The sequence below is a fragment of the Acinetobacter sp. ANC 5600 genome (genome assembly GCF_002018395.1).
In the GTDB taxonomy this organism is placed as follows: Bacteria; Pseudomonadota; Gammaproteobacteria; order Pseudomonadales; family Moraxellaceae; genus Acinetobacter; species Acinetobacter amyesii.
The window spans coordinates 263,992-283,210 of sequence record NZ_MVKW01000003.1; the positions used below are offsets into that span (position 1 = coordinate 263,992).

The 19,219-nt window shown below is 41.4% G+C and carries 18 protein-coding genes, 1 other RNA gene and 1 pseudogene; 4 read left to right on the forward strand and 16 right to left on the reverse strand.

Annotation, left to right across the window (positions count from 1 at the left end; all coding sequences use genetic code 11):
• Window positions 1–13 precede the first annotated feature (13 nt).
• The 11 genes from B1201_RS08090 to B1201_RS08140 all read right to left on the reverse strand — a co-directional run bounded on the left by B1201_RS08090 (window position 14) and on the right by B1201_RS08140 (window position 10,047).
• Window positions 14–1,069, reverse strand: coding sequence for a Bug family tripartite tricarboxylate transporter substrate binding protein (locus B1201_RS08090; RefSeq protein WP_078193071.1), 1,056 nt, complete (start codon window positions 1,067–1,069; stop codon window positions 14–16).
• A 35-nt stretch (window positions 1,070–1,104) separates the two neighbouring features.
• Complete coding sequence (gene tcuB, locus B1201_RS08095) at window positions 1,105–2,256, reverse strand: tricarballylate utilization 4Fe-4S protein TcuB (protein ID WP_078193072.1); 1,152 nt, start codon at window positions 2,254–2,256, stop codon at window positions 1,105–1,107.
• A 3-nt stretch (window positions 2,257–2,259) separates the two neighbouring features.
• Entirely contained in the window at window positions 2,260–3,654 is a 1,395-nt protein-coding gene (gene tcuA, locus B1201_RS08100; protein WP_078193073.1) for an FAD-dependent tricarballylate dehydrogenase TcuA, read from the reverse strand.
• A gap of 99 nt (window positions 3,655–3,753) precedes the next feature.
• Window positions 3,754–4,686 (reverse strand): LysR family transcriptional regulator, encoded by a 933-nt coding sequence (locus B1201_RS08105; RefSeq protein ID WP_078193074.1) that lies wholly within the window; start codon window positions 4,684–4,686, stop codon window positions 3,754–3,756.
• Between the two features lie 226 nt (window positions 4,687–4,912).
• Window positions 4,913–5,020 (reverse strand): DUF2474 family protein, encoded by a 108-nt coding sequence (locus B1201_RS16790; protein ID WP_111886050.1) that lies wholly within the window; start codon window positions 5,018–5,020, stop codon window positions 4,913–4,915.
• Between the two features lie 11 nt (window positions 5,021–5,031).
• Window positions 5,032–6,036, reverse strand: a complete 1,005-nt coding sequence (cydB, locus tag B1201_RS08115; RefSeq protein WP_078193076.1) for a cytochrome d ubiquinol oxidase subunit II — start codon at window positions 6,034–6,036, stop codon at window positions 5,032–5,034.
• On the reverse strand, window positions 6,029–7,459 hold the full coding sequence (locus B1201_RS08120) for a cytochrome ubiquinol oxidase subunit I (protein ID WP_078193077.1): 1,431 nt from the start codon (window positions 7,457–7,459) through the stop codon (window positions 6,029–6,031). Before B1201_RS08120 ends, cydB begins: the two co-directional genes overlap by 8 nt.
• A 259-nt stretch (window positions 7,460–7,718) precedes the next feature.
• Window positions 7,719–8,132, reverse strand: coding sequence for a DUF2946 domain-containing protein (locus B1201_RS17175; RefSeq protein WP_078193302.1), 414 nt, complete (start codon window positions 8,130–8,132; stop codon window positions 7,719–7,721).
• Window positions 8,133–8,337: 205 nt separating this feature from the next.
• Window positions 8,338–9,210 (reverse strand): MBL fold metallo-hydrolase, encoded by an 873-nt coding sequence (locus B1201_RS08130; RefSeq protein WP_078193078.1) that lies wholly within the window; start codon window positions 9,208–9,210, stop codon window positions 8,338–8,340.
• Between the two features lie 2 nt (window positions 9,211–9,212).
• Window positions 9,213–9,629, reverse strand: coding sequence for a DUF6691 family protein (locus B1201_RS08135; RefSeq protein ID WP_078193079.1), 417 nt, complete (start codon window positions 9,627–9,629; stop codon window positions 9,213–9,215).
• Window position 9,630: 1 nt separating this feature from the next.
• Window positions 9,631–10,047, reverse strand: coding sequence for a YeeE/YedE family protein (locus tag B1201_RS08140; protein WP_078193080.1), 417 nt, complete (start codon window positions 10,045–10,047; stop codon window positions 9,631–9,633).
• Window positions 10,048–10,173: 126 nt separating this feature from the next.
• Between B1201_RS08140 and B1201_RS08145 the strand changes: the two genes are divergently transcribed.
• On the forward strand, window positions 10,174–10,485 hold the full coding sequence (locus B1201_RS08145; RefSeq protein WP_078193081.1) for an ArsR/SmtB family transcription factor: 312 nt from the start codon (window positions 10,174–10,176) through the stop codon (window positions 10,483–10,485).
• A 40-nt stretch (window positions 10,486–10,525) separates the two neighbouring features.
• Here B1201_RS08145 and B1201_RS08150 read toward each other — a convergent pair.
• The 4 genes and pseudogenes from B1201_RS08150 to dsbD form a co-directional block, all read right to left on the reverse strand.
• Window positions 10,526–10,888, reverse strand: a pseudogene (locus tag B1201_RS08150) (YidH family protein).
• A gap of 88 nt (window positions 10,889–10,976) precedes the next feature.
• Window positions 10,977–11,729, reverse strand: a complete 753-nt coding sequence (gene dsbG, locus B1201_RS08155) for a thiol:disulfide interchange protein DsbG (RefSeq protein WP_078193082.1) — start codon at window positions 11,727–11,729, stop codon at window positions 10,977–10,979.
• 21 nt (window positions 11,730–11,750) lie between these two features.
• Window positions 11,751–12,593: a TlpA disulfide reductase family protein gene (locus B1201_RS08160; RefSeq protein ID WP_078193083.1), complete on the reverse strand. Its 843-nt coding sequence runs from the start codon at window positions 12,591–12,593 to the stop codon at window positions 11,751–11,753.
• Window positions 12,590–14,521, reverse strand: coding sequence for a protein-disulfide reductase DsbD (gene dsbD / locus B1201_RS08165; protein ID WP_228144767.1), 1,932 nt, complete (start codon window positions 14,519–14,521; stop codon window positions 12,590–12,592). Before dsbD ends, B1201_RS08160 begins: the two co-directional genes overlap by 4 nt.
• Window positions 14,522–14,687: 166 nt before the next feature.
• Here dsbD and B1201_RS08170 point away from each other — a divergent pair, with 166 nt between their 5' ends.
• Window positions 14,688–15,377, forward strand: coding sequence for a response regulator transcription factor (locus B1201_RS08170; RefSeq protein WP_078193085.1), 690 nt, complete (start codon window positions 14,688–14,690; stop codon window positions 15,375–15,377).
• Complete coding sequence (locus B1201_RS08175) at window positions 15,356–16,717, forward strand: ATP-binding protein (protein ID WP_078193086.1); 1,362 nt, start codon at window positions 15,356–15,358, stop codon at window positions 16,715–16,717. The genes B1201_RS08170 and B1201_RS08175 overlap by 22 nt, the downstream gene beginning before the upstream one ends.
• Before the next feature lie 496 nt (window positions 16,718–17,213).
• Here B1201_RS08175 and ssrA read toward each other — a convergent pair.
• Window positions 17,214–17,573: a transfer-messenger RNA gene (gene ssrA, locus B1201_RS08185) on the reverse strand.
• Window positions 17,574–17,701: 128 nt separating this feature from the next.
• Between ssrA and glpK the strand changes: the two genes are divergently transcribed.
• Window positions 17,702–19,186, forward strand: a complete 1,485-nt coding sequence (glpK, locus tag B1201_RS08190; RefSeq protein WP_078193087.1) for a glycerol kinase GlpK — start codon at window positions 17,702–17,704, stop codon at window positions 19,184–19,186.
• The last annotated feature ends 33 nt before the right edge of the window (window positions 19,187–19,219 follow it).

Genomic DNA, 19,219 nt, shown 5'->3' on the forward strand with positions numbered 1-19,219 from the left:
CTCAGCGTATTTGTTATTTTGATAATTTATATTCTTCTGATAATTGGCGCATTTCAGCCGTTTGCTTATAGACATAAGCACTAATTTCTTCACCTGTTAATTCAAATGGCAACAGATCCTGATTTTCTCGAACGGCATCAAATTTCTGATTGGTCATCATTTTATCAAAGGCATTTTTCCACCAAGCATATGCCTCATCACTGACCTTTGGTCCCATGTAGAAACCACGAATCACAGGCCATTCCAAGTCGTAGCCTTGTTCCTTCGCAGTTAATAACTTAGAAAATTTACCCGCTAAACGTTTATCAGAAAACACTGCTAGAACACGGATATTACCCGCTTCGAGATGCGAGCCAATTTCACTCACATTCCCCACGCCCACTTGAATATGTTGACCTAACAAGGCTGTTAATACTTCGCCACCGCCTTCGAGAGCTACAAAACTCAAGTTGGCAGGATTTACCCCAGCCTTTTTAGCCAAAATTGCCGTTTGCATCCAATCTTGACCACCCACACTGCCAGCACCACCAAAACTGATCCCTTTTGGATTTTCTTTTAGCGCCTTCATCAGATCCTCCAGTGTTTTTAATGGCGAATCCTTATGCACTGCCACTAAACCGTAATCAACAGCTACACCCGAAAGCCACTTCACATCCTTCTCAGTAAAATTACCAAATTTACCTTGAGCCAAATTCAGTAAAGAACCAGTTGAAAATGCGATGACCGCATTGTTATTAGCTGGATCATTATTCACAATTTTATTGTAAGCAACGGCCCCAACGCCGCCTGGCATATAGGTCACACGCATCGGATCTTTTAATACTTCTGTTTCTTTAAAGCCGGATTGGATCAGCTTACAGGTCATATCAAAACCACCACCCGGCTTTGCAGGTGCAATACATTCTGCACGTTTTGGATGACCAGGATCTTTTGAGGCATTGCCTGTGCCGCAGCCAACGACTGCAATACTGGTGCAAGCGACGGCTAACCATTTTAATTTCTTCATTGTTAAAATATCCTTATAACGTTGTAGTCCATTTAAAAATTCAATTTTCTTACCTATAGCCATCATCGACCTCCATGGTCCGGTTGTGGTTTGGGTGCTTACTTGGTTTTTGAATTCGTTTTAAGTTTTGCGACACGTTCTTCGACGGCAAATTTTAGTAATGCGGCACTTCGGTAAAAGCCGTGCGCAAACTTACCAAAAGGGATCGTCAAGAAGAAAGTCATAACGGTTGCAAGATGAACAATCAGCAAGAGAGCCATTGCGGAACTATCGCGAAATACCAATAACGCCAGACCTGTAATGCTGATCAGCAATAAAAGGAAGATAAAACCACGGTCCATAGGTTTTTGTTTTGCATCACCATGCATCGGATGTCGTTTAATATTGAGATGTAGCAGCCCGATCGGTCCAATGATCAGACCAATACCGCCCAATGTACCTAAAATCACCGGTAAACTGGTGTAGGCATACGGTGCTTCTAAGCCTAAAAAGTAGTGATACATCGTCGCGACACTGGTTGCCATAAAGCAAAGTAAAAATCCATACATCGTAAAGTGATGGAAAACTCGGCGAATTTGCGTATAACGATCATCTTCCTCATTACAACCTTTACCATGTCCACCATCTAAATATTTTAAGGTCAGGACATTTTTTGACGCTTGAAAAATATCAGGTTGTGCAACGCCCTCTGGAATAATTTTTGAGGTTTGTTTCCAAAATTTTGCAATTCCCAAACCCAAAAGTACAAAAGCCAAAATAAACACAGAGCCAAACAACACGGCAAGAAAGTTATGCGGAAAAATTGCATAAAAATCCCCTTGATATTGACCAAAGATATTGGTGCCATTGAGCCAAACACCCAAGAGCATCAGTAATGCAAAAAATACTGACATCGCCGAAACCAAAGGAATTCCGGTCTTTTTATAAATCGCACCAAAAGATGCAGGAACTGCAAATTCTTGATAGGTTTCTAGGCGAACTTGTGCCATGGCTTGAGGAATATTGACGCCAAATTCATGCGGAGGCGCATACTGACAGGCATGTAAACATGCGCCACAGTTGTGACATAAATTTGCCATGTAATGAATATCGGCTTGAGTAAACTCTAGTCTTTTGGTCATTGCAGGGAAAACCGCACAGAATGTTTCGCAGTAACGACATGCATTACAAATCTGTAAAGCCTGTTTTACTTGCTGTTCATGATCCGTGAGCTGTACAACTGGAATTAAGTTTTTAACATTTGCATTCATTCTTTAAACTCCCAGTTTAAACGCAGCTTGAGCCGCATTTTTTCCTGCAATTCGACCAAATGTCGTTCCAATCGACATACCTACACCGGCTGTATAGCCTTGCCCAAGTACATTGCCAGCCATCATTTCGCCTGCAACAAATAGATTTGGACTCGCGACATTTTCAAAGCGCACAGCGGCATCATCTTCGACTTTTAAGCCTAGATAGGTGAAAGTAATGCCTGGACGTAAAGCGTAGGCATAATATGGCGGTTGGTTTAAAGGAACAGCCCAATGTGTTTTTGCGGGCGTTAAATTTTCGGTATGGCAATTATCCAGTACCGTGTGATTAAACTCACCCGCCACACAGGCTTGGTTATAGTCCTTCACTGTTTGAACTAAAGTCGCAACATCTAGATTTAATTTTTCTGCCAATTCTTCGATCGTATCTGCCCTAGTACCTTCAAAGACTGGTGGCATAAAACGCCCAACCGATTTTGAATCAATAATTGAATACGCAATCTGACTGGGCTGTTTTGCAACTAAACGCCCCCAAATGGCATAACGTTTCGGCCAGAAATCTTCGCCTTCATCATAAAAACGTTGCGCATTTTTATTGACCACGATGCCGAGTGAAACACAGTCAATACGGGTGCAAATGCCACCATCGTAGAGAGGTGCGCGGGCATCAACTGCGACACAATGTGATTGAGATGGGTCGCCAATAATATCTGCCCCCTGATCAATCATGAACTTTAATAAATTGCCTTGGTTAAATCGTGTACCTCGGATAATGAAATGATCTGCAGGCCATTCGCCATTTTCATTTTGTCCCCACGCTTCTTTTAACCATTCGCGATTGGATTCAAATCCACCTGCAGCTAATACACATGAAGCGCCGTCAAAACGCGTGCCATCTTCAGCAATTGCAGCAATAAATGTCCCATCTTCAATAATCAGTTCATTGATTTTTGTGTTGTAGCGAATCTCGACCCCTAAATCTTTTGCACTTCTAAAATAGGCATTCACCAAAGCTTTACCACCGCCCATAAAAAAAGCATTGGTCCGTGCAACATGTAATGCACCAGATAAAGGTGGTTGAAAATTTACCCCATGTTGACGCATCCAATTACGGCAAGTTGCCGTGGTGCGAATCACTAAACGGGCTAAATGCTCATTGGTTTTACCTGCAGTTACTTTGAGTAAGTCCTGCCAATATTCTTCTTCTGGATAGGCATCGACTAATACATCTTGAGGTTCATCATGCATACAACGCAGGTTACGGGTATGTTGTGAATTTCCACCGCGCCATTCCTTTGGTGCTGCTTCTAGCAATAAAACTGAAGCCCCAGCCTCCCTTGCTGTCAATGCTGCACATAAAGCGGCATTCCCACCGCCAATTACAATTACATCATGCATTCGATGTCTTCCCTTTCGAATTTGATGTAATTTAAGACCAAAACTGCCTAGCGCTGTGATAGGCAACTTTTAAATAGGTGTTTAATAAAATTAAATAGGCTAAAAGTCTAATAGCTCTGCACTTGACCATAATCCTTTATTGATCAGCTGCTTAACACAAATTTTAATTGCTACTTTGGTCGCGAGACTTGCAGGAGAAAGCTCTTCTTCAGCAATACTAATAAGATAATTAATTCGATCCAGCACTGGTTCGACTACTTTGAGTAAACAAATATCTGATTTGAGATAATCAAAATGTGCACTGACAGGTTGAATGGTCGCCATATTTAAGTTGCTGACACAGTTCATGAGTAAGTGTAAACCATCAACTTCATAATTTACGTCCAGCCCCTCAACCTTTTGATCTATGAATTTACGTAGTCCATGTCGTTGGCTTGGTAATACCAGAGGCAAACGATTCACATTTTCTAAATCAATTTTTCCATTTTCAATGCAGTGTTCAAAGCCATACTCTTTCAGTAAAGAACGATTTGCCATAAGAAACATTTGTTCTTTTAATAAGGGCTGTACAGCCCAATTGACATCCACATCTTGTGTGAAAATGATCGCGATATCTAATTGTCTCGAATTTACTAAATTGGTGAGGTTGCCAGATAAACTCTCTACAAGGTGGATTTTTATATCTGGATAACGCTGTGACATCAGCTGCATAAAGGGAATACCCAGAACTGACGCTATACTGGGTGAAAATCCAACGCTGACATGACCCGTCAGACGAGATGAGTGCGCCGCCTCAATGGCATATTGCACATGACGTAGAGAAAGTTGAGCTTGCTTAAAAAATGCTAAACCCGCTGGCGTGGGCGTCACACCTGTAGAATTTCGCTGTAATAAGCGTGTGCAAAGTTCATCTTCAAGTTTTGCAATTTGTTGACTGAGTGCCGATGTGCCAACCTCAAGTTTTTGTGCAGCTTTGCCTAAACTTCCAGATTCTACAATGGTGATGAAATATTTGAGCTGTTTAAGTTCCACTCACGCTCCTTAAGATTTTTTCAATGCATCATGTTAGTTTTAACAATATAGAAGCTAAAAAAACAGAAAAATCATTCAAAATAAGTATTGAATATAAAAAAATATATTTTATGTATTTCGACACTTTAAATTGCCATATTCTACCTACTCAATTCACCTTTAGTCCCTCAAAAAAATCCACTATCTTACCCGGCAAGATAGTGGATTCAGATTTAAGGAATAGGTTCTAGTAAGCCCACTGCACCAGCAGTCTAAAGAACCCTGCGACAAGCGCCAAACTCAAGACACCACCAAGCCATAGCACAATAAACCAGCCTGCTTGATTCAGTTTCATGATGATTCTCCTTAATGATAGCCATCATCGCCGACACGAACTTTGTCACGGAACACCCAATACGACAATGCGGTATAGAACAAAATAATCGGTATCAGCACCAATGCTCCAATCAAGGCGAACAATTGACTGCTTTGCGGTGCTGCTGCCTGCCAAATGGTGACGGATGGTGGGATGATATTTGGCCATAGACTGATTAAGAACCCTGTATATGCCAACACAACTAAGACAAGTGTATAAATAAATGGCGCAAATTCCTGACGTCTTTTACAGGCACGTAAAGCCAATAATGTGAAGATCAATACTAAAATCGGCACAGGACTAAAATAGTACAGTTGCGGCAAGCTAAACCAACGATTTGCAATCTCTGCATGTACCAATGGGGTGTAAATACTCACTGCAGCAAAAATCACAAATAAGGCGATAATCAGTTTGGGCATGAGGCTAAACATATGATTTTGAACACGTGCATCAGTTTTAAAAATCAACCATCCGCAGCCCAAGGTGGCATATAGCACCACTACAGCAATCCCAGTAAAAATTGAAAATGGGGTCAGCCAATCCAATCCGCCACCACTATAAATACCATTGGTGGTTTCAATCCCTTGGATATAAGCACCTAAAATCATACCTTGGAAGAATGATGCCAAGATCGAGCCCCAAATAAACGCTTGATCCCATAAATGTTTGGTGCGGTTCGCTTTAAAACGAAATTCAAAGGCGACTCCACGGAAAATCAGCGAGATGACCATTAAGATAATCGGCATATACAGCGCAGAGAGTACAGTCGAATACACCAATGGAAATGCCGCAAATAAGCCTGCACCACCTAAAACCATCCATGTTTCATTGCCATCCCAAACTGGTGCGACTGTATTCATCATCACATCGCGTTCTTGGCGATCTTTTACTAAAGGAAAAAGGATACCAATCCCTAAATCAAAGCCATCGAGTACCACATAAATCAGCACACCTACAGCAATGATTACTACCCAAATTAAGGATAAATCAATCATGGTTTTTCTCCTGTGGTTGTACTTCAAGCGACTCATCAATCGTACTCATTGGACGATTTGATGCACGAATGACCTCACCATCGCTATGGGCTTGAGAATGAATGAACTGTGGTCCTTTAACCATCAATTTGAGCATGTAATAAATCCCAATACCAAATACGATGCAGTACACGATCACAAAGATTATTAATGTTAAACCGACTTGTTCTGCCGATACTGGTGACAAGGCGTCTTTGGTACGCAGTACGCCATACACGACCCAAGGTTGACGACCGACTTCTGTGGTAAACCAACCAGCAAGCAAGGCAATAAAGCCTGAAGGTCCCATACATAAGGCAAATTTGTGGAGCCATTTTGACTCATAAAATTTCCCAGTTTTACGCAACCATGCACCCATCAGAGCAAGTAAAATCATCAAGACTCCCATACCGACCATAATGCGGAAGCTCCAAAATACTATGGGCGAGTTTGGTCGATCTTCAGGGGCAAATTCTTTTAAGCCTTTCACCTCTCCCTCTAAGGTGTGCGTCATGATCAGACTACCGAGGTTCGGAATGCCAATTGCATACTTGGTTTCTTCCGCCTCCATATCAGGAATACCGAACAAATATAACGGCATGCCATGATCTTTATTAGTTTCCCAATGTCCTTCAATTGCAGCAAGTTTCGCAGGTTGATGTTCTAAAGTATTTAGACCATGCATATCCCCCACAAATACCTGTAAAGGTGCAAGTGCGAGAATCATCCACATCGCCATAGAAAATGATTTTTTTACTAAGGCATCACGGCGACCTTTGAGTAAGTGCCATGCTGCAGTAGCAGCGACCAATAAGCCAGATACAAGGAATGCTGCTAGAGCCATATGCGCTAAGCGATATGGGAATGATGGGTTAAAAACGATAGCAAACCAATCTTGCGGCACTATAATGCCATTTTCAAAGCTGAAGCCTTGTGGAGTTTGCATCCAGCTATTGGAAGATAAAATCCAAAACATGGAAATACAGGTGCCAATTGCCACCATCAGCGTGGCAAAGAAATGGGTTTTAGGACCCACTCTTCCCCACCCAAACAGCATAATGCCTAGGAAACCCGCTTCTAAGAAGAAGGCACTCAAGACCTCATAACTGAGTAAGGGGCCAGTGACACTACCCGCAATACGAGAGAATTCACTCCAGTTGGTGCCAAATTGGTAGCTCATGACTACCCCTGAAACCACTCCCATTCCGAAAGACAATGCAAACACCTTGATCCAAAATTGGAACAGATCTCGGTAAACGGGATCTTGTGTTTTAAGCCAACGCCATTCTAAGACCGCAAGAAAACTTGCTAGCCCAATGGAAATTGCAGGGAAAATAATATGAAAAGAAACTGTAAAAGCGAATTGAATTCGCGCCAATTCAAGTGCTGTCAAACCTAAATCCATGTCTATCACCTTATTGTGGAATTATGCGGTGAACCACTAACGGCCCATAATTTCGGGACTGCTTTAGGAAAGATAGATCAGTACGATGACGCAGACTGTTGTGAATCTGTTGGGATTTGATCAATTGTTTTAGCCTAATGATATAGGCGAACCGATTCTGTTCGCATCCGCTAAACGGTTCAAAAATATAAAGTTTCATAAAATCACTCTTTAAATACCGAGGTAAATCAACAATTCAAATTGTTGGTCTGATTAGGATTTAAAGTGTGTGTGGAGGTGCCCTACCTTGTGGAAGTAAGTAAAGCCTTTGCAGTGAGAAATATACATGTCGGAAAGCATCTTTATAGAAACTTAGACGGACTTGAATCTTATCGATGATTTCAACTATCTCAAAATCAAAAGGTAGGACAACATCACCATAGACGGTACAGTATTGGCATTGATGGTTATGTCCATTGTGATCGTCGTGATTATGATCGTGGGTCAGATGATGAACAAGTTCGTTATACGTCTCATGTACGTGTTTGTGCTTTTCTGGGGACAGTAAATTATGTGTAATAGAGAGACATACCGGAGCAATTTGAAATTCTTCGGGTAATAGTGGTTGTAAATATACTGCGATTTGCAAAACTAAAGTTAAAATTGCAAAAAACAGTCCACTCTGTCTTAGCAACATATTCTCTCAACAGATGCCAACGAAAGCAAAAATACTTAAAAAGCCGTGCTTCCTTGAAATCCGATCATACAAGTCAGCTTTATAGAATAAATATACCTAAAATACCAAGATCTTTAAAGTGAATATTCACTTTAAAGATATAAATATTAATTTTTAAGATAAAGACATAAATAAGTCTTTAATAATTTGAAATACAATATTTTTAGGTTTTAAAAAAATTAAGCGGTAACTTTAAATACGACACCCCATTTTCTTCAGGTTCGGGAAATTGGCCCGCTTTCATATTGATTTGAATCGACGGCAAAATCAGTTTAGGCATACTTAATGTTGCATCCCGCTCATGACGCATCTGCACAAATTCAGATTTTGTAGTTCCCTCATGAATATGAATATTGTGCTCTTTTTGCGTTTGAATATCGGTTTGGCAGTGATATTCATCACGCGTTTTTGGCAAATAGTCATGGCACAAGAACACCCGGGTGGACGCTGGCAATTGATACAGTTTTTGCACCGAATCAAATAAGGTATCTGCACTACCACGCGGAAAATCACAACGTGCTGTGCCATAATCTGGCATAAATAAAGTATCACCGACAAAAACTGCATCACCCACTACATAACTTAAACATGCAGGCGTATGACCTGGTGTCGGGATGTTATATGCCTCTAGCTCACCAATATGAAAATGCTCATGATCATCAAATAAATAATCAAATGGTTGTTGAGCATTAAACTGCTTGATATCTAAATTATAAATGGCACTAAAGGTTTCTTGCACCAAGGCAATGTGATGACTCATGGCAATTTTGCCACCGAGTACAGATTTTAAATACTGTGCTGCAGTCAAATGATCGGCATGCACATGGGTTTCCAAAATCCAATCTACTTTTAAATCTTGTACTTTGACATATGCAATGATTGCATCAGCATGGGTGGTCGAGGTGGTTGCCGAAGCCGCATCATAGTCCAAAACACTGTCAATGATAGCGCAGCGCTTGGTTACCGGATCACTCACCACATAACTAAATGTATTGGTCGCTTGATCAAAAAAATCCTGAACAATCGGTTGTTGCATAGTTAAGCTCCTGACCATTTACGGTGAATCAACACGCCTGCAAGCATCGCCACTATAAAATATAAAACTTGATAATGCCCTAAGCCAATTAAGGTGAAACTTGGCGCTGGGCAAATGCCGGCAATCCCCCATCCTGCACCAAATATTAAGGCACCGATAATAAGCTTTGAATCAATTTTATTGTTACTTGGTAAATCAATCTGCTCATTAAATACTGTGGTTGGTGCACTGCTACGTACCGCTTTTTGGAATGGAATAAATGCCACAGCAATTGCCCCCATCATTACAAAGGCAAGGCTTGCATCCCAATTACCAAATATGTCTAAAAAATCGATCACTTTTTGCGGATTAGACATGCCAGAGAACATCAAACCTACTGAAAAAAGCGAACCAAATACAAAAGCTAAAAAGTTTTTCATTTTAGAATGCTCCAATCCAGTGACGAACGACATATACAGCAATAAAGCCCGCAAACATAAAGGTCATAGTTGCAATGATGGAACGTTTAGATAATCGGCTGATCCCACAAATACCGTGACCACTGGTACAACCAGAACCTAAGCGGGTACCAAAACCCACCAGTAAACCAGCAATAATCATCATTAATGGGCTAGCAGACACGATAATCTCTGGTTGTACAAAAAGACCATAAATAAATGGCGTGATGATCAAGCCTGAAAGAAACCACACTGCAGGCGTTTTAAAAATCGTCTGTGGATTCAGTACCTGCGCAATCAAGCCACTGATGCCTGCAATACGCCCATGGACATACAAATAACCCACCACTGCTATACCCAACAGAGCACCACCAAGAAACGCTGTCACAAAATCATGCATAGTTAATGCGCCACAAAACAATATTTAAACTTATATTATATATCTTTATATATTAATCAAGCCATTTTATGTTATTATCTCGACATACTTTGCTCCTTTTGCTTTTTATGATTCAGGTTAGACGTTATGAACATCGCATTCGATAACTTAAAAATTGAATTTACGCAGGTTGATACCGTTTCCAATTGTTTGAAAGTGTTATCAAATCCGGACCGTTTAAAAATTTTATGTGTGTTGATCAATGGCGAATTAAATGTTCAGCAAATTGAGGAATGTACCGATATTCATCAGCCGACCCTATCGCAACAATTGACCGTTTTACGGAACAATAAAATTGTTTCGACACGTCGCGAAGGCAAACAAATTTTTTATCAATTGGCAGACCCTAAAGTGCTGGGTATTATGCAAACGCTGTATCAATTGTACTGTCAGGAATAAACATTTTTGTTCATGCTTTTGTATGGAAGCTCAGCCAAGCTTAGTAAATCCAAAATGAGATGATCAGTAAAAACCCTGTCAGCATGGTCAATAAATTCAGCCACACGGGATGTTGGGTATGATAATCCTCAATAAATTCCTGTTCGGTTAATGAGCTCAATCCTCGACGATATTGCAAAATTGAGGCAAAGTTCACCAATAAACCAAACACAATCACGGCAATGCCAAGCCACTGTCCATAGATAATTTTGTGCTGATATTCCTCAGGGCGCAGTAGTTGTAGCAATACATTTGATTTTTCAATCACAAAACCAAAGGCTATCAGGGCTAAACCACTGCGGTTTCATGCCAATGCTGTACGTTCCAAAGCGAACAATACGCGTGGATCTTGTAAATTTGACATTGCGCCCCCTGATGTTTAAGTCGTTGACGTTGAGCTTAGCATGATCGTAGACGGGCTGTTGTGTTGGCTTGGTGAGCATCTATTTTCCTTATTTTTCAAATATTTCTTTGAGATCACTCGGCATCCCTTGTGCAGACAGGAAGTTCCCCTTGCTGTCACGCCAAGCAATGGATGGTGTTGAGAAGAAACCATATTTGCCCATTAAGCTTTGGTTAAAATCAATTTTTTCTGCAATCTCTAAAGGAATATTTTCTGCTGGTTTAAGACGCTTTTTGCCACGATTGATATTAATGTCATTAAATACGGCTGTTGGATTTTTTGACATCAGCAAAGTTGCCACCTGAGCACGACTTTCTTCACGAATAATGCCGACCTGAATATGACGTAATTGTACCTTAGCTGACTCTACCCAAGGACGTGCTTCTTCCCAAAATTTATGGCAATACGGGCAATTGGGATCTGAGAATACATAGACAATACGTGGCGCATCGGTTTTGCCATCTTGAATCCATGTTGAATCTTCTAATGTTTTCCATACATCATCCAAAATGGCTTTTTTCATATGCGTTTCAATTTGGGTGTTTGAAAGATTATTGCCTTGGGCATCAAACAACTCACCTTTTATATAATATTTACCATCTTTAGAAATAAAAATGGTATTGGAATATTGATCTTCATGTCCTACCCAACCTGTTAAACCTTCGGGTGCAGGAATTGGTTTGACAAATTGAAAGCCTTCTTTTTCTAGTTGTTTTTTAATGGCATTCGGATTAGCACTGACACCACATGCCACCGTCAACAGTGTTCCGATAACTAAACTGGTTTTAAGTAAAGTATTCATGACACATATCCTATGATTAATTTATGGGTTAATTTTCTTGAGATATTGTTGCAACATCGCTTGACTGATTTCGCCTTGATGACGCGCAATCAACTGACCTTGTGCATTGAAAAATAAGGTAGTGGGTAAACCTAAACTGTTCACTGCTTGTGGCATTTCACCCTGCACATCTAGCAGAACGTGTTTAAAACCGAAGTGATGTTTTGTGAGATAAGCACGGACGGTATCGACCTCCTCCCCTTGATTGAGCATGACAAAATGCACCTCAGGATATTGATCCTGCGCACGCTGTAATACAGGCATTTCACGATGACACGGAGGGCACCAACTCGCCCATAAATTCATAACCGTGGGCTGACCTTGAAATTGTTTTAGCGCAATGATTTCTGACGGATCTTGATGGGTAAGATTCAGACTCGGAAAACTCAAACTTGGATAATGGCTGTCTTGATGCGTGATTTTTTGTACTGTCCATCCCGCCCCCACGAGCATGACAAAGATCAGCAATAATGTGGCCTTTGCTTTGTTCGCAATGGCTGAATTTCGCCACCAAAACCATGCACTTCCTATAATTATTCCGCCACTCAGATGAAACCCTTTGTCTTGAATTTTCAGCATATCAATTGGCGATGCGAGATAAGATTCCAGATTTAATCCAATAAAAACTAGGCGTGCACCTATTAATCCGATCCAAACACTGTTCCAAATCGAATCTTGGAAACGCTGTTGAATCTCGGCTGACCACTGTGCTTTTTGCCCGACTTTTCGTCCAATCATGGCGCTGACCAGCAAAGCCAACACCAAACACAACAGTCCCCAAGGCAACATGAATGGTCCAAGATGCAAGGCTTCATTCGAAATCATCGCTGTGCTCCAACCTTAAGTCGGTTCAAGAGTTGCGCTGCACTAAAGGTACCCGTCAAACGTAGATTGCGCTGCTCTTGATGCTGTACATCTAAGAAAATCATGGTTGGAGGTCCTAAAATCTGCCAGTCTTTCAGCACAATATCTTGACTTGCTTCATATTCGGTTAAATCGAGTTTGATTCGAGCAACAGTATCTAAAGCTGTTTGTACATCGGCACGAGGCAACACCTCTTTTTCAATCGGCTGACAAGCCACACACCAATCAGCATACACATCGATGAGTACTGCTTGTCCTTTGACTTGATTCAGTGCTTGTTCAAGCTCGGTTTGGGTACGTACTTTTTGCCATGCGACTAATGATGTGGCTTGTGTTGTACTCAGTTGTGACCATGCTTGCGTGATATACCATCCACCCGATATTGCAGTAGCTAAGCTCATAGCAATCAACAGCAGTTGCATCGGCATCTGCGAAATATGCGGACGTATCTTCCATAAAATGTAAACCGTGATACTGATGAATAAGAGTCCCATCAACGTCAAATAAACCACACTCGGCAGTAAAGGACGCAGGAAATACACCGCCAACAACAGCATGACAAAACCGAAAGTGAATTTCAGACGATCCATCCACACGCCCGGTTTGGGTAAGTACTGTGCACCAAACACACAGGCAATCAACAATGGTAAGCCCACACCTAGACCTAGAATAAACAGGTAACTAGCCCCCATCCACGGTTCAGGCAATTGCGCAACAAACAGCAAAGCCCCTGCCAATGGCGCACTCATACAGGGTCCGACAATTAGCGCAGAGATCATGCCCATAATGAATGAACCCCATAAGGTTCCACCTTTTTGTCGTTGTTGCCATTGATCTAAACGCTGTAATACACCTTGTGGTAAAGACAACTGGAATACACCAAATAAATTCAGTGCAAACAGCACAAACATGACCGCAAATAACCCAATAAAGATGGGACTTTGTAACCAACGTTGGAAGTTATTGCCAAGTCCTGCCACAGCTAAACCCATCAAGGCATAAATCAATGCCATTCCGACCACAAAGACACCTGCAATCATGCCAGCACGATAGCCACGATGACGTTGTACCAAAATACTGGATAAGATCGGAATCAGTGGTAAGGAACATGGTAAGAATGCGAGCAATACACCTAAACCTAAAAAAATGATCAGATTCAGTGCAATATTGTCTGTTGAAAGTAAGTGAAAGAAGTACTGATCATTGTTCCAATCGGCCTGCTTCGTGCACTGTTCAGCATTCGTTGTAGTCACAGATTCAGAACTTGCCTGCATCATCAAGGCATCGTCTAGCTCTGGCGCACTGGCTTCGCTAGGTTCTGTTAAAGCAGTCACTTCAGAAGAGGGATTTAAGCCATTTTCATCCTCTTTGACTTCTGCTTTATTTTTTTTGGCTTGAGTTTCAAATGTTGCAGTTCCAGTGTTTTTCGCCTGTGGTTCTACAGGTACTGCAGTATTGGGTAATGACGACGATGTGACTGCATCTAATAATTTCTTTTGCGTTGTGCTTTGCTGACTCAGCTTGCTTGCCGGGAGTAATCCATCTGCATCGGTTTGAATGGTGGTGCGCTGAACTGGATAACATAAGCCACTTTCGGCACAGCCTTGCCATTCAATTTTATAGCTTTGCTTCGGTTGCATGGCGACAGTTGCTTGCACTTGTCCATAATGCACGTCGGTCATGCCGAAATTGGGGTCATCTTTTTGCTGTGGACGAGGCAGTTGCAGTGATAATGCTTTGCCATTTTCAATGACTTTAAGCTGATCATGATACAGATAATAGCCATCAGCAATACGCCACGTGAAGATGGCTTTGTCTTGCGCTGTCGATACAGCCTGAAAAGCAAATGCTTGATCAGGGGGTAAAAAATCAGCGGATGCTGTTTGCATACTCAAAATGCTGAATATTCCACACAACCCTACTAACCCTATACGCATAGATGACTTTAATACCCGACATAAATCTATTTTGGTTGATTATGCAAAAGCATAAATTAAGGGAGCATTAACAAGATAAATCATTTATAAAATACAGGCAGGAAGTCAGGAAAACGCTATGTTTGTTGTTTTGGTTGAAGATGATCCATATATTGCCTCAAGTATTTGTGCCACATTGGATTTTTTAAATATTTCAGTAGAACATGTGAGTCATGCGCGTGATGCAGATTATTTTATCCGCCACAGTGCGGTCGATCTATGTTTGCTGGATTTAGGCTTACCTGACCAAGATGGTTTAGACTTACTGCGATCATGGCGCAGAGATCAGATTCATGTCCCTGTTTTGGTTTTAACTGCACGGTTACAGACCCAGCAATGTGTTGAGGCATTAAATGTCGGTGCCGATGACTATTTAACCAAGCCTTTTGAACTGGATGAACTGATTGCACGGGTTCATGCACTCACCAGACGTCACCGCGGTTTTTCATCGAATGTCATTCAATTTGACCACTTAAAGCTCAATAAAGACACTCAAGAAGTCCATTATCAAGATCAAATGATTCAGCTTTCACGACGTGAATACAGTTTGCTTGAAACTTTGATGAGCCATCCAAATCAAGTGCTCAAAAATGAAGTTTTGCTAGATAAGTTATACGGCTTCCAAGACAGTATCGAAAGCAATGCTCTGAATGTCCATATTTATCACTTAAGGCAAAAATTGAATGCGGACTATATTCAAACCATTCGTGGCGTCGGTTATATGTTTAAAATTCCTGAGTCAATGCCATGCAAAAATCACACAGCTTAAAATGGCGCTTGGTCAGTAGTCTTTTAGCTGTGATGATCGGCTTATGGAGTGTGGTATTTGTTTGGCTGTATCTCGACTTACAAAAACGTCTACAGGACACCCTAGATCAACGTCTACATGCTTCCGCACAAATGGTGGCACGACTGATTCAACAATTACCACTGCAAAGCTTGGATGAGTCTGCCTTAGCTCAACAACTTCATTCAACAGACCAAGAACAATTGATCGCGTGCGAAGTATCATTATTTAGCTCTGACATCAGTGTAGGACAGCATGTGATTGCCAAAACACGCGGTGCACCGAAAGATTTAAGTCATCAAGCGGTTGGTTTTAGTACTTGGCAACAAGGTGAGACGCAATGGCGCAGTTATGTGTTACGCCGTGGTGAGATTCAAGTGGTGGCTGCAGAGCGTATGTTTTTGCGGGAGTCTTTGCTAAAACAGATTTTGCAATCGGTCTTAATTCCGCTGATCTTGTCATTATTGTTGTGTATCGGCTTAATTGTTTTAATTGTTCGTCGAGAATTTAAAGCTTTGGATCAGGTTGCAAGCGATTTAAGCCAGTCAAATTTATCGCTCAATGAAGCAAGCCAATATTTAACGAGCTTAGATGCCAATACCATGCCCTCAGAGGTCTACCCTTTTGTGCAAAATGCGAATCGCTTAGTCCATAAACTGCATCAAAGTCTTGAAAATGAAAAAGTCTTTAGTGCATACGCGGCGCATGAATTACGAAGTCCTTTAACCGCAATTAAAACCAATGTGCAATTGGCACAACTGATGGCAAAAACGGACGGCAATATGAAATTGCAATATAGCTTGGATCAAGCAAATCAAAGTGTCCGTCGCTATGCTGATTTACTTGAGCAATTACTGATGTTGTCGAATACTGATCAATCTATTGAACAGATCAAAGCAAGCATTCAGGTACAGCCCATTATTGCAAAAGTACTCGATGATTTAGCACTGATTTATCCTAAAGTAATAGCTAAAATTCAGGTCGATTGGCACAGTCTTGGTGATTTGGCATTACCTCAATTTGTCTTGTATTCTGTTCTTAAAAACCTGCTTGAAAATGCACTATTACATGCAAATGCTGATGTGATTAACGTGAGTATGCAGAAAAACACTTTACACATTCAAGATAACGGTCCACATTTAAATGCCGAAGACATTCGTTACTTAGGGCAACGTTTTTGGCGTAAATCGGCTCAGCAGAAAGGTCATGGACTGGGCTTATCTTTGGTCAAAATAATGCTGCAACAATATGCTTATACCATCCAATTTGAACCGAATTTTCCTAAGGGATTAAAGATTATACTGTTGTCTCAAAAGAGTTGAATAAAGCAGATTATCATTTTTAGATCATGACTATTTATTCTTTGATTCTTAAACCATGTCTCAACGACCAATTTAAAAATAGCTTGATATGTTTGTATTAGACTGACCTGTAATACAAGTATTTCAGTTCAAGGGCAAGCTCTCTTGCTTTCTTTAAATTCCCTCTCAGGATATAGACTGAGTGACTCCGACTTACGTTCACCATGAACGGTATAGCATACATTTCTTTATTTTTGTTCAATGGGTATGATTAATAGTGATGAGCCATTTTCATCTGAAAGGCGGTAATACTTATCTTGGGGCTGTGCTTTTCTGCATCTCGTATCTATGAGTTAATCTATATACCCATTATCTAGACTAAAAATTAAATGGATAACTTGTTCAAATAATTACCCTTAAAAGGCAAAAATTGGGTCACACAGCTTAGGACAAGGTCGGACAATACAGCCAATAAAAAAGCCTTTAAACATTGAGTTTAAAGGCTTTTTTAGGAATTTGGTGGAGATGGCGGGAGTTGAACCCGCGTCCGCCAGCACTACGCTCGAGAATACTACATGCTTAGATATCGTCTATTGATTTAGCTCTTTGTGACCCGACGAACAGGGTACAAATCGCGATCCTTTAAGATTTAGTATAAGACCCCAAGGCTTGATCTTATACGGACTTGTGTGCGTTCGCTTCAGTCGGGACCCCTAACCACAAGTATTCAGGGATGCGGACAAGCTGCCCTTAGGCAGCTAGAGCGTAAGTTTCGTCGTTTGCGACTAAAATATGCAAATTTGATTTACGAGAGAAAATGCGCTCTCGACATGCATCTATGAGTTTCATCACCAGCGTCGAAGCCAGAAACATCCCCAAAGTAGCGTCATCATAGCATAACTTCAAAAAATTGCGATGCAATTTCGAAACAATTACACATTGATCTGCGCTTAATTACATAATTGCGTTAATATTTTATTTTTCAAGACCGCAAAAGAAAAATATATGAGCTTTTTATTGGCACTCGATCAAGGAACGACTTCAAGTCGTGCGATCATTTTTAACGAACATGGACAAGTTCAAGCTACAGCTCAACGGGAAACCCATATTCAAACCCCGCATTCGGGTTGGGTGGAGCAAGATGCTCAAGAAATTTGGAGTACACAAATTGCCGTCGTGCAACAAGCACTCGCTTCTGCTCGTATCCTCGCAAAAGATATTAAAGCCATTGGACTGACCAATCAGCGTGAAACCACTGTTGTTTGGGATAAACGCACAGGTCAACCGCTTGCTCCTGCAATTGTCTGGCAAGATCGCCGTGCAACCGAGTGGTGTGGGCAACTGATTCAACAAAACCTCAATGACCTCATTCACAAAAAGACCGGTTTACGTATTGACCCCTATTTTAGTGCTGGCAAATTGGTTTGGTTATTAGAGCACACTCAAGGTCTACGTGAACTCGCAGAGCAAGGTCATGTGGCTTTTGGCACGATTGACAGTTGGTTGGTGTGGAACCTGACGCAAGGTGCAGAGCATGTGATTGAAGCCAGCAATGCCTCACGAACCATGCTAATGAACTTACAGCAACAAGCTTGGGATGAAGAACTCTTAGAATTATTCGATATTCCCCTGTCGGTCCTTCCTAAAATCATCAGTTCAGATGAATATATTGCAGATACCGCTACAGGTTTACTTGGCGCAAACATTCCCATTACCGGCATCTTAGGTGACCAGCAATCTGCGCTATTTGGACAGTCATGCTTTGACGCAGGAACAGCAAAAAATACCTATGGTACCGGCTGTTTCATGCTCTTTAACACCGGCACCGAAGTTCAATATAGCCATAATAAATTACTCTCGACCCTTGCATGGCAAGCTCAAGGTCAAACCCATTATGCACTTGAAGGCAGTGTATTTATGGCTGGCGCAATCGTGCAATGGCTAAGAGACGGTTTAGGGATTATTCAAAAAAGCAGTGATGTTGAAAAACTCGCGTGCCAAGTGGAGCATACCGATGGCGTGGTTTTGGTTCCTGCCTTTACTGGGCTAGGCGCTCCGCATTGGGATAGTGATGCACGTGCCCTCCTCTGTGGAATGTCACGTGGTACAAATAAATCCCACATAGCTCGTGCCGCCTTAGAGGCCATTGCCTTTCAAGTGTCGGATGTATTGACCGCCATGCAGTCAGACCTGTCTAGTCCACTTAAAGAACTCCGGGTCGATGGCGGTGCCAGTAGCAATGATATGCTGATGCAATTTCAGGCCGATATCTTAAATGTGCCTGTACTGCGTCCTAAACTTTTAGAATCAACAGCATGGGGCGCTGCCGCAATGGCCGGACTCAAAGCGGGTGTGTTTTCAAATCTTGATGAAATTGCCGCATCATGGCAATTAGAACGTGCTTTTGAACCAAAAATGAATGCTGATCAACGTGAATTTCATTTGGCTCAGTGGCAATCTGCACTTAAACGGGCGCGCTCGGACCTTTAATTTTTTCCAATCAACGCCGTATGCAATAAAAAA